Here is a 10,857-nt window from a genome sequence, read left to right as displayed (position 1 = left end):
CAAATCGCCACCCGCGCCTCCAGCGCAACGGCTCCTCATCGCCTTCGCTAGACCTTCTATCCTCTGTCGCACAGCTATCGGCCGTGTGAGAAATGCGGGTTAGCACCGCGTATTTCGTTCGGGGAGTTTGGCCGTTTTCGGTTGTTCGTAGGGCGGCGGCGAGGCAAGGGCGCCTGTCGCCGGATACGCGGGGGGAGAACGGGCGCGGCCCGCCAGGAGTCGAGAGGGAATCAGCGGATCAGATCCGCTTCAGACCAAAGCCGCCAGGTTGGCGTCATTCGCTGACCTCAGCCTTAGACGCGTTCGAACAAGATGTCGAAATAGGCGCCACCAGATGCACGTTTCGCAAACCGGTCCTCGCGTCTCACCTGAAAGCCAAAAGCTTTCAGATACGAGCATATTTGATCAACGGTCGCACAATTCCGATATGACTCGAAGTCCGCCGCTTCGGCCTTGATGAATCTGAATTGCGGCAAGATTTCTTGCGCACCCCGCAGAACCAGCAACTCCGAACCCTGGGTGTCCAACACAAGGGCATCGTATTGCCCGGGATCGACCTGCCACATTTCAAGAGCCGTTTTCAACGTCAAAGAACGAACCGTTATGTCGCGGACGTAGCGCACATCCGGCCAAATGTCCTTGTGGTCATGCAAATCCAGAATGGACGATGACAGGCCATCATTGTTCGAGACATGGAAAGTATAGGGCTTGCCATCAGTATCGGCGATCAGCGCGTTGATTGCCCGCTGGTCAGGCAGCGAACGGATGTTTTGTCGAAGCATTTCAAATTGCTCCGGGACGGGTTCTATCCACGCCACCTTGAGTTTGTGTCGGGCATAGAGGTCTCGTTCTTGGCCAGCATTTGCTCCGACATGAATCACGCCGGAACATAGTTCAAGATAGGAGCCGGGATCGCCGTAAAGGCGGCGGGAAATGTAGCGGCGCAATCGGCCGGCAAAGCGTAGCGGCGCTGTGAGCATAATGAGTTCGCCTGTGCTTGTCGCCTGAACAGCCCACCCGGCAATTTGACCTCCACTTAAAGGGAGGTCAACCCGCTCCATGCTAAGCACGCCAGTATTCCGTTCGAAACAATGGCGGCAAAGCGGCGACGCATTCTTCGAAATACGCGATGTTGCCCAGGTGCTTCAAAGTCGGTGAAAGATCAATTGAAGAAGAAACCCGAACGTATTGCCGCGATAGAGCCCGCGTTATTGCAGCGCTCGAAGTTGGGAGTGCGATCCGCGAGCCGAGGTCGCGCACCACAAATGTGGCAGTGCGGAACTCGGTCGCATAGGTCACATTTTGCTGCAAACTCCAATGAGTGACGGGCTTGACGTTATGCGCCGGCATGGCGCAGGCTTGCTTGTCCGGAGGGTTGGGTGTCCGGAGGTGTCGATATGGAGAAGTCTGTCGCTGAGCATTACGGTGCGCAGTTCTTCAAGGAGCAGTCCGGCGGGTCTTTCGAATCTGCGTCGGTGATCGTCCCACTGGTGCTTCGACTTTTCAAAGTAAATTCGGTCGTTGACGTCGGCTGCGGAGTCGGCACCTGGCTGCACGAATTCGCTACGAACGGTGTGAGCGATTATCTCGGAATTGACGGCGACTATGTGCCTCGTGATCAGCTCAAAATTCCGTCGGAAAGGTTCAGATCCATGGACCTTCGATCCATCACCGATATCGGCCGCAAATTCGATTTGGCGTGTTCGTTAGAGGTGGCCGAGCATTTGCCCGAGAGTAGCGCGAATGAGTTCGTTTCCGCGCTCGTGGCCGCTGCACCAATCGTAGTGTTCTCTGCTGCAGTCAAAGGGCAAGGCGGTAGAAACCACCTGAACGAGCAGTGGCCATCCTACTGGGCAGAACGTTTTAGCGGCCATGGTTACAGCGCCTTCGATTGCGTCCGACCGCAGATATATGACGACAGCCGAATTCGGCCCTGGTATCGACAGAACCTTCTCGTTTTTTGTCGCGGCGATTATTGTCCCGAGGGTTATTCGTCGCTAACCAGCCCCTTCGATCTGGATCGTGTCTTGCCCGACTACTTTCAGTATAAGCTCGAGGAAGTCACCGAAGGCAAGAGTGCGGCGATAGCGGCAAGACATCTCCTCGGAAACCTTGGGGTCTTGGCAAGAGCAGCGAGACGTCGGTCCGGTCTCTAACGCCTCATTTCCGGCCGAAGATGCGGTTCGCTTGGCCTAAAGAGAGATGGCACCGCGATGACGTCGCTTGACAAGAGCAGCCAACAGCAAGCGCCGCGAAAGCGCTTACTTGCTTCTCATCAATCGCGATGACGACCTACCAACAGGCTATTCGTGTCGCGCGAAGTAGCGGAAGCCGTGCTGCTTGATCAGCTCGTCGCGCTTTGCGGATTCGAGATCCTCCTTCATCATCTCCCGAACTAAGCTCTCGAACGACGTTTTCGGCTCCCATCCGAGCTTCTGTCTCGCCTTGGCAGGATCACCGAGAAGCGTCTCGACTTCGGTCGGTCGGAAGTACCTGGGATCGACCGATACAACGCACTTTCCAGTTTTGGCATCGTATCCCTTTTCATCGACCCCCGCGCCTTCCCAGCGAATTCGCATTCCAATCTCGCTGGCCGCGACGTTGACGAAGTCCCTCACCGAGTGTTGTTTGCCGGTAGCGATGACGAAATCCTCTGCCTTCTCCTGCTGCAACATCAACCACTGCATCTCAACATAATCGCGGGCATGTCCCCAGTCGCGCAGCGCGTCGAGATTACCGAGATACAAACGTTCCTGCAGGCCCAAATGGATCCGCGCCATGGCGCGCGTGATTTTTCGGGTGACAAAGGTCTCGCCGCGGACGGGAGACTCGTGATTGAACAGGATGCCATTGCAGGCATACATGCCGTAGGCTTCACGATAGTTCACGGTGATCCAATACGCGTAGAGCTTGGCGACCGCGTAAGGGGAACGTGGGTAGAAGGGCGTCGTCTCCTTTTGCGGGATCTCCTGCACGAGGCCATAGAGTTCGGACGTCGAGGCTTGGTAGAAACGCGTCTTCTTCTCCAGGCCAACGATCCGGATCGCCTCTAAAATCCGGAGCGCGCCCAGCGCGTCTGAATTTGCCGTATATTCCGGTTCCTCAAACGAAACGGCAACATGGCTTTGGGCAGCGAGATTATAGATCTCATTAGGCTGTACCTGCCCGACGATCCGGATCAGGCTCGATGAGTCCGTGAGGTCGCCATAGTGCAACCGGAACGGCGGGTCCGGCTCATGCGGGTCAAGGTAAAGGTGATCGATTCGGTCGGTATTGAAGAGGGAGGTCCGGCGCTTGATGCCGTGGACCTCGTATCCCTTCTGTAGAAGAAGTTCGGCCAAATAAGCGCCGTCCTGGCCGGTGACGCCGGTAATAAGTGCTCGTTTCTTGGTCATATCAGTCCCAGAAATGGAAATCTGTGCTTACACGGAATTGACTTGGCTAGGGAGGGTGAAACAGAACGAAAATCAAGCTTAGATTAACGGCAGCTTGGCTGCAGCGGTGTGCCAAAAGTCCCCTGCAGAGAAAAGCTGGATCGGATTGATGACAGCTTTCAGTCTTGGCCCGGTAGTCGGCCAGTAGCCTAGCTAGAAGGCGGCGACGTCCCGTGTCCACCGTTGTGGATCTGTGCCAGACTCCGCGCGCACGATGACGTACCCATCCAGCGCCTCGACTAGTGGCGTCACGACCGGGCTCAGATTATCGAGTGCAGGGACCACTCTTCTCTTACGCACGAGCAGCACGAGATGATGCTCTCCGTTAGTTCGGATGATGACCTCAGCGAGAAGGAGAGCCGAGCGCGGCCAGCCGGATCGCAGCAGTCGATGGCGCTTGGTGACGGCATAGTCGCCGCAATTGCCTTCGTAAGGGAAAATCTGCCTTTCCACGTCATCTCGACTTGCGGGCGGATCCTTTGGCGCTATGCCGAAATTCACCGCTGAATTGATCCGGGCGAGCTCTCGCCGGCGTTGAACGGAGGAGCGTAAATTTCGAATCCTGCATCATCGTGGGCGCTGGCAGTCCTCGGGATATGAATGCAGAATTGAAAGAATGAAAGCGGCGGTGTGCTGGAGAGGCATCGGGATGGTTACCAGCAACGGTCGATCACTGACCATCACGCCAACGCTAATTTGGAGGTGATCATCCAAGCCGTCAGTAAGAGCCCAGGTCAGGTTGCGCACGAATTTTCGGCAAGTGTTAACGGCCTACGATATCGGAAAACAGATCGCTCCAGACACTCTGGGACCTAGCGACGGTAAGCGAAGGAGATGTCGATGCTCTATTCTGAGGCGTGGAAGCTGGGCCGGCGGTTGCATGCCTGATTGGCAACGTTAGGCTCGATAGCCATCCGAGGCGACGAGGCAGACAGCAGTGCCATAGCCGATCGTTCTTCGGCCAAGCGCCTCTCAATGTACTGCCGTTCAACTTCGGTCAGCGTCGTTTCGAGCAGGCGCACATATCGATCTATGTTCTTCTGATATGTGTGCAAACGGACAATCTTCTCGTCCATCATCGTCCATCCCGGGGGAACGAGTACGATATTGAAAATATCTCTTGAAGAGGCATTTTTAAATATTTTAATCAATGCGTCTGATTTAAAATGGCAGATAAATCCGTACCGGTCAAGAAGGAGTATCTTCGATCAAATCACAGTCATAATTCTGTTCGCGATTTCGACCGTCGCGCCGCTCTATCCGTCTCCAGCATCGGAAAACACACCCGAAATGGCGCCGGCCATGAGGATTTGAACTTGATCATGGAGATCTGTGACACTCCCACAGGTTCGGTCTCAATGCTACGCAACCGTATCTCCTTACGCTGACGCTTGGCGCATCGTGCAGCATCATCTGCCGCACTGCCTTAAGCCCCCGCGCCCGCGAGGTGAGATATCAGCGCTGCCGTCGCGGCTGGCCGACTCAGTAGCGCTCCAATTGCAGAGGAATGCCAGTTCTTTCTTTCTGAGCAATGTTGTTGCTCGTGTTTGGCCCCCAATTTTCTCGCCTGTGAGATTGATAAGTGGAGGCGGCCACCACTCTCCCCAAAAAGTCGCAAATCAAAGCCAAAGAAGGGCGGTGATCTTGCAGGGGTCATGGCGCGTTCTGCCGCTCCCTCGGGGAGTTCAGCTTTTCCACATAACGCTGCATTGGATCATCGGAACTATGTGACGCAGAGAATCGCGCCCGACGCCGGGACATCTAAAGTCCGAAGCAACTTTAATTAAGATTGAGGGTATCATCCGTGAGGAGGGAAGGCCTATTGATCGCCGCACCGATAGCCTCGAAGATCAAAAGCGGGATTGATGCGGAGCCGAGGAACGGCTGATGCCAAGAACCCTCCAGGAGCAACTTGACCAACTTGAGCGAGACATCAAGCTGTACATGGAGTTTGATAGGGCAGAGAAAGATCGGTTCAATCGCGAGTCTTACTTGTGGACTGCCGAGGATCGCATCGAGTGGCAGGAGATACAATCCGGCAACGCTGAACGACTCCGAGAGCTTCGCGAACAGCGTGACGCATTGCGCAGTCAGATGGGCTTATAACTGACTTCTGTTTGAGAGCGCTTAAGAGTCTTGCACCGTTGATAGTGGAGCTTCGTATGTGGATTGCGACCGGCCACACCGATATGCGCCGTCGCATGGGCTCGCTGGCCTTGCTGGTGCAGGACGCGTTCACGCGAGACCCGCACGGCCGCGACCTCGATGTGTTCCGTGGCAAAAGCGGCAAGCTGATCAAGATCCTTGGGCACATGAGTTGGGCATGTCGTTCTGTGCCAAACGACTGGAGCGCGGCCCCTTCCTTGAGTTGTTCGAAACGAAGCTCCAGCAAAGCTACACCTACAAGCAGCTGGCCGACGCACTCAATGCCGGAGGCGCACAGGGCCGGAGGGGAGCTCCATTCACCGAAAGATCGCTTTACACCTGCATTGCGAGAGCCAGAGCGCGCCTTGCTGATCGGGGCGCTGCCGAGATCCGCGTCAGGGCTGTCCAAACAGGTCACAGTGTAGCGACAGCAAAGACGTCGCGGTGGGACCAGGATCTGCCAAATTCGCCCGAACTTAGCGAGTTCAAGCAGCGCATCAGCGATGCGAAATCTCATGCTGCGACGGGCGAATTTTTGTTTGGCAGGGCGAGGCGGAAGTAGCTCGCCATGCCGTCAATTGATGATCGTAGGGAGCTGGAGCTTCTTCTCGATCGAATTGGTGTCCCTGCCGACCAGATCCAGATCAAGATCGTAGATCTCGAGGAGGCGACGCTATCGGACCAATGGCGGTGCGAGCGTCGCGCGAATTCGCCCCGGATCAGTACGGTGGTGTCGCAGCTAGCTCTAGCCTGGAAACGCAACTCGCACGCTGCACAATGGCAGCTCCTCATCACCTAGGCCTTGGAGAAGGCATCGGCTCCGTGGCCATATTGCCGCGCGGCGGTCGAACGAATATGGCGCGCCTCAAACAAAGGCCGCCGCCAGTCGTTAATCCAGCCTGGCTCGCCTCAGCCAAGCGCTCTCGAACTTACCGGACGTACCAGTATCCCCACCAGCGCTGGGACACGGGCCGTGCCTGCGCCTTCATGGCCGCGACTTCCTCGACCGGGCGAAGCTGGGGACCGTAGATCGCGGGCGGGTAGACATTATCCCACAGCACAAGCCCGCCTTGGACGAAAGCCGCCTGATGATGCGCCGGACCAAGCGCGAGCTCGGCGGCTGGCGCCACCGATGCCGTCAAGGTGAGGCCAAGAGCAGACAGGGCAATGGATGGAATAAGCACGCGGAAGTTCATTGGATTGAATCCCTTCGAAATGCGATGCGAAATAATGCGACGGCTCCCGGACGGTTGCAAGGGCATCGGCCGACCGATCGGCCCGAAATTCCCGTTGCGGGAAGCGGGGTCTGCGCGAAGCGCTCCTGCTCGACGATCAAAGCCTCGGGCCCGCAGGCTCGCAAGAGCATCTCTGTATAGAGTGTAATCGTTGCCGGCCGAAACGAGAGGTGGGGGTGGATGATCGAACACGGCATCGCCTTGCATGCACACAAGAAGTCAAGGCGTGAGCAATCTTTCGGCGCCGGGAGTCATCGAAAATCATGATGTCGACACACTGCTCGGTCTTGATGTGTCTCCGGACTATCCGGGACGACTCTCCATGGCTTCTGCATTTGTCTCCGCTTCCATTTTTGGCGCTGGCCTCATCTTGGGATATGCGCTGCGTGCTTGGCGCGTCCAGCGAAGGGCTGCAAGCTCCGCTGAGACCTCGACTCCCACCTCAACATTCGGCCATGCCCGACGAGCCTTTTAAGCACCGTCCGGCTCGCCGGCAGGCACTCGGGGTTCTCACTGAAACGAATGGGGGCATGACGAGATGAGTGAACCCAAGAAGGACGCTCCGCGGCGATACATTGTGGATGGTGCGGGACAGCGTGTTCTCGTCGGCCTGACGATTTCGGAGACGCTAGAGTTCGAAACGTTGGACAATCCGGATGCGCGATTGCGCGCCGGTTTGCCTGATCAGGAGCCTCATCTGCAGCACAACGAGCACGGCGCGCGTTGGCTGGAGCTCTACGTCAAGCATGAGCGAGCCTGGAACGATTGGATGGCCGAGACGCGTGCCCAGCCGCAGAAGCCCTGCCTGCTCAACTAGGCGAGGCGCTTCACCTCTGAGCGCCGAAGCCCATTCGACGCTCGCCGCGGAAGGGCTTTGACAGGCAGATGGCAAGCGGTTGGGACCATGTCACACCGCGAGCATGCGACTTCCCTGGATGCTCATCAGGGTGAGGTTGCCGGTCGCATAGGCGCCGGTATCGATGTTGGCACGGTTATTTCGCACGTCGGCGTTCCGCACGGGCGTGTGACCGTGCACGATATATTTGCCGAAATTCTTTTTGCTCTCCAGGAACTCCTCGCGAATCCACAAAAGATCGTTCTCCTGCTGTTCGGATAACGCCACGCCCGGTCGAACGCCCGCATGCACGAAGAAGAAATCCCCGCACGTAAAGCTCAGACGCAAATTGTCCAGGAATTCCAGATGCTCAGTCGGCATTGCGCGAATCAAATCGCGCAAGATCGATGTCGGCTCGTCGCGCTTCAGATCCGGCGGGGCGAGCCCGTAAGACATCAATGTCTGGGTCCCCCCGACGGCAATCCAATCCTCGAACAGCGAAGGATCTTCGAACACGCTCACCAGAAATGCCTCGTGATTACCCTTGAGGAAGACCGCATTGCCCCGGCGACTACGCTCGACCAGGATGTCGAGGGTGGCGCGCGTATCCGGGCCGCGATCGATGTAATCGCCCATGAAAACCTCGATCGCGTAGCGCGGGCGACTGCGAGCCACGTCGGCGTCGATCACCCGCAACATCGGCTGGAGCAGATGCGCACAACCATGAATATCCGAGATCGCATAGATGCGAACTCCCTCCGGTAGGTGCGGCTTATGGATTGGCCGACGTGGTCGGGCGAAAGATATCATGGCGCACAATCGATCAGGTGGTCGAGAAATTTCCCCAAGTCGCCGGCACCTGAGAACTCCCCATCTGATGCGAACAACGTGCGGTGGATGGAGTAGCGGTCCTCGTTCTCCGGCTTGATCACGCCAAAAGAAGGGCGGAATTTCTTGCCTACCCCTGCTTGCGACGGGTTCCACCGGTCCGGAGAAATTGCAATGCTGAGCTGGATACCGCGGCAAAGATGCATGGCTCATTGCAAATTTCGTGATGCATCCGCAGATAGAAATTCATCCATGTTCCCGCAACTGACCCCTCGCGCTCTCGCGACAGGATAGGCGCTGAAAGATGAGCGAAGACGCGCTCGCGTGACCGTTAAAGCATCGCGGAGGATATGGAACTTGAATCCAAAATACGGCAGCGCCGTCGCTGATATGTCAGCACTATGACGAGAGCGTCAGCGCGTCGAATTGTCGATGCGCATTTCGACGCGACACATCATGCGTGCAAAAGTTTTGCATGCAGCGCCACAATGTCGCTGCGATCACTTAACACCCTCCGTTTGGGAAGCGGTAAATCTTCAGCATCACAATGACCGCCAGGCACTCTCCACACGTAGAGGATCGAATGGCTGTTGCCACTTATAGCTCTGATAGCACCTATGCGATATCCTCCGCACGGGGCACGGCTCTTCAGAAGCCTTTTCAGCTCCTCGTGATCGCGGCCGACCTCTTGCTGATCTTGCTCTGCTACGCGATGGCGTCTGAACTTTATAGCGTCGCCACGCCGTCCTCTGGAGACGGAGCGCCCATCGGCGCCGGACTGATCGTCAGCGCAGTGTTCGTTGCAATCGCCTATTTTCAGGGTGTCTATGCAACGCACCGTTTGCTGAGTCTGGTCTGGCAATTGCGCAAAGCGATGATCATTTGGTTGGTGTCACTGACAATCCTTGCGGTCGCGGCGTTTCTATTGAAATCGTCGGACAATCTGTCCCGCGGCACGTTCCTCATCTTCACCGGAGTTGGCGGCGTTGGGTTGCTCAGCCTGCGCTTTGCGTGGCAGTGGGCGCTCGGCACGAGCTTTGCCAAGGGCCGATTGGTCGATCGCAAGGTTGCCCTACTCAGCCTGAAGCCGCTTGATTTCACCTCGAGCCGTTTCAAGGACCTGCGCAAGAACGGTTTCGACGTGGTTCGCCATTTCGTGCTTCCCGCTAACAACCATGGGACCGGCTGGGAGAGGCAAATCCGGGATGTTATTCGCCAATCCCGTGCAGCAGATGTCGAGGAGTACCTGTTGGCGGTTGATTGGAACGAGCTGCCGTTGTTGCAGCAACTCGAACTGCACTTGCGCGCTGTACCTCAGCCGATCCGTCTCTTGCCGGATAATTCGATCGCTGATCTGGTATCGCGCCCGTTTTTGCCGGTCAGCGGCACGGTGGCAATCGAGATTCAGCGACCACCGCTCAGCGTGTTTGAACGTCTCCAGAAGCGCTGCCTCGACGTCGGTCTGGCGTTGTTTTCGCTAGTGGCCCTAGCGCCAGTGCTGATCACCGTCTCCATTCTGATCAAGCTGGATTCGCCTGGGAGCGTGATCTTTCGACAGTCGCGCCGCGGCTTCAACGGCAAGCCGTTCGACATCTGGAAATTTCGCAGCATGTACGTGTGCGAGAATGGTCACTCGATTACTCAGGCAACCAAGAGGGACGCACGCGTCACGAGGATCGGGCGCTTCCTCCGCATGACAAGCATTGACGAGCTGCCCCAGCTCTGGAACGTGCTGCGCGGCGACATGTCGTTGGTCGGACCACGCCCACATGCGCTTGCCCATGACAACTATTATGACGAGATCATCAGCAACTACGTATACCGCCACCACATGAAGCCGGGCCTCACGGGCTGGGCTCAAGTTAACGGTTTCCGGGGCGAAACGCCGACCATCGACCTCATGGAAAAGCGGGTAGAATATGACGTTTGGTATGTAAGGAATTGGAGCATTTGGCTCGACCTGAAAATCATGGCGCGCACGGCGGCTACAGTCATTTCCCAGGAGGCGTACTAGGTCAGCGCAGGCGGCCTTGGCGGCGCGGCGCGGACTCGTAGGCGCTGAGCTAGATGCGGATTGAGGCGAGAGCTCCCTTTGGAGCCTTTGAATCAGGCGTCGCGCCAATCACCAAGCTTCAGGTCTTATGCCTACGCGTCCTGTTCCACAACCGCACAATGGCCTCACGTGTTGCGACCAGCCGCGCCATCAAGACGAAAAAGACTCCCGTTGCGAGTGATCCGAGAGCGTGGCGAAGGGAGAATTGTTCGTTGTGATCGAGCCGGTCTTGATGCTTTTCGATCGGGACCGGCACAAGGATTGTTCCTGACCTGTTCAGCCGCGATCGCGACCCGCGGGAAGGAACCACGATGAGCACGAATAAAA

General features: G+C 57.0%; 11 protein-coding genes. 3 read left to right on the top strand and 8 right to left on the bottom strand.

The features are described from left to right. Positions 1-293: 293 nt before the first annotated feature. Together IVA87_RS11875 and IVA87_RS11870 are read right to left on the bottom strand one after the other, a co-directional pair. Positions 294-1,061 carry an FkbM family methyltransferase gene (locus IVA87_RS11875; protein WP_247333619.1) on the bottom strand — a complete coding sequence of 256 codons (768 nt, stop codon included), beginning with the start codon at positions 1,059-1,061 and terminating at the stop codon, positions 294-296. Position 1,062: 1 nt separating this feature from the next. Beyond that, a complete protein-coding gene (locus tag IVA87_RS11870; protein WP_247305488.1) occupies positions 1,063-1,350 on the bottom strand; it encodes a hypothetical protein in 288 nt (95 codons plus the stop codon). A 47-nt stretch (positions 1,351-1,397) separates the two neighbouring features. On the opposite strand from IVA87_RS11870, the gene IVA87_RS11865 reads away from it, so the two are divergent. After that, the gene (locus tag IVA87_RS11865; protein WP_247305489.1) at positions 1,398-2,156 is read left to right on the top strand and encodes a methyltransferase domain-containing protein; all 759 of its coding nucleotides are present in this window, start codon (positions 1,398-1,400) and stop codon (positions 2,154-2,156) included. Between the two features lie 147 nt (positions 2,157-2,303). Here IVA87_RS11865 and gmd read toward each other — a convergent pair whose 3' ends face one another. From gmd to IVA87_RS11845, 4 genes are all read right to left on the bottom strand, one after another. After that, entirely contained in the window at positions 2,304-3,395 is a 1,092-nt protein-coding gene (gene gmd / locus IVA87_RS11860; protein WP_247305491.1) for a GDP-mannose 4,6-dehydratase, read from the bottom strand. Between the two features lie 192 nt (positions 3,396-3,587). After that, a complete protein-coding gene (locus IVA87_RS11855) occupies positions 3,588-3,935 on the bottom strand; it encodes a transglutaminase-like cysteine peptidase (protein WP_247305495.1) in 348 nt (115 codons plus the stop codon). Between the two features lie 344 nt (positions 3,936-4,279). Beyond that, positions 4,280-4,513, bottom strand: coding sequence for a hypothetical protein (locus IVA87_RS11850; RefSeq protein WP_247305498.1), 234 nt, complete (start codon positions 4,511-4,513; stop codon positions 4,280-4,282). Positions 4,514-6,508: 1,995 nt separating this feature from the next. Continuing rightward, positions 6,509-6,775, bottom strand: a complete 267-nt coding sequence (locus tag IVA87_RS11845; RefSeq protein WP_247305506.1) for a hypothetical protein — start codon at positions 6,773-6,775, stop codon at positions 6,509-6,511. A 577-nt stretch (positions 6,776-7,352) separates the two neighbouring features. Here IVA87_RS11845 and IVA87_RS11840 point away from each other — a divergent pair. Next, positions 7,353-7,631: a hypothetical protein gene (locus tag IVA87_RS11840; protein ID WP_247305509.1), complete on the top strand. Its 279-nt coding sequence runs from the start codon at positions 7,353-7,355 to the stop codon at positions 7,629-7,631. Between the two features lie 90 nt (positions 7,632-7,721). Here IVA87_RS11840 and IVA87_RS11835 read toward each other — a convergent pair whose 3' ends face one another. Then, positions 7,722-8,459, bottom strand: a complete 738-nt coding sequence (locus tag IVA87_RS11835; RefSeq protein WP_247279672.1) for a metallophosphoesterase family protein — start codon at positions 8,457-8,459, stop codon at positions 7,722-7,724. Beyond that, a complete protein-coding gene (locus IVA87_RS11830; RefSeq protein WP_247305512.1) occupies positions 8,456-8,683 on the bottom strand; it encodes a hypothetical protein in 228 nt (75 codons plus the stop codon). The genes IVA87_RS11835 and IVA87_RS11830 overlap by 4 nt, the downstream gene beginning before the upstream one ends. Before the next feature lie 377 nt (positions 8,684-9,060). Between IVA87_RS11830 and IVA87_RS11825 the strand changes: the two genes are divergently transcribed. Further along, complete coding sequence (locus IVA87_RS11825) at positions 9,061-10,491, top strand: undecaprenyl-phosphate glucose phosphotransferase (RefSeq protein ID WP_247305515.1); 1,431 nt, start codon at positions 9,061-9,063, stop codon at positions 10,489-10,491. Positions 10,492-10,857 lie beyond the last annotated feature (366 nt).

Origin of the sequence: Bradyrhizobium sp. 147 (assembly GCF_023073935.1) — a bacterium.
In the GTDB taxonomy this organism is placed as follows: domain Bacteria; phylum Pseudomonadota; class Alphaproteobacteria; order Rhizobiales; family Xanthobacteraceae; genus Bradyrhizobium.
This window is presented reverse-complemented; position numbering and strand designations above follow the sequence as displayed.

Coding starts and splice junctions, on each gene's coding strand:
- IVA87_RS11875 (WP_247333619.1), bottom strand. CDS start 1,061: ATGGAGCGGGTTGACCTCCCTTTAAGTGGAGGTCAAATTGCCGGGTGG.
- IVA87_RS11870 (WP_247305488.1), bottom strand. CDS start 1,350: ATGCCGGCGCATAACGTCAAGCCCGTCACTCATTGGAGTTTGCAGCAA.
- IVA87_RS11865 (WP_247305489.1), top strand. CDS start 1,398: ATGGAGAAGTCTGTCGCTGAGCATTACGGTGCGCAGTTCTTCAAGGAG.
- gmd (WP_247305491.1), bottom strand. CDS start 3,395: ATGACCAAGAAACGAGCACTTATTACCGGCGTCACCGGCCAGGACGGC.
- IVA87_RS11850 (WP_247305498.1), bottom strand. CDS start 4,513: ATGATGGACGAGAAGATTGTCCGTTTGCACACATATCAGAAGAACATA.
- IVA87_RS11845 (WP_247305506.1), bottom strand. CDS start 6,775: ATGAACTTCCGCGTGCTTATTCCATCCATTGCCCTGTCTGCTCTTGGC.
- IVA87_RS11840 (WP_247305509.1), top strand. CDS start 7,353: ATGAGTGAACCCAAGAAGGACGCTCCGCGGCGATACATTGTGGATGGT.
- IVA87_RS11835 (WP_247279672.1), bottom strand. CDS start 8,459: ATGATATCTTTCGCCCGACCACGTCGGCCAATCCATAAGCCGCACCTA.
- IVA87_RS11830 (WP_247305512.1), bottom strand. CDS start 8,683: ATGCATCTTTGCCGCGGTATCCAGCTCAGCATTGCAATTTCTCCGGAC.
- IVA87_RS11825 (WP_247305515.1), top strand. CDS start 9,061: ATGGCTGTTGCCACTTATAGCTCTGATAGCACCTATGCGATATCCTCC.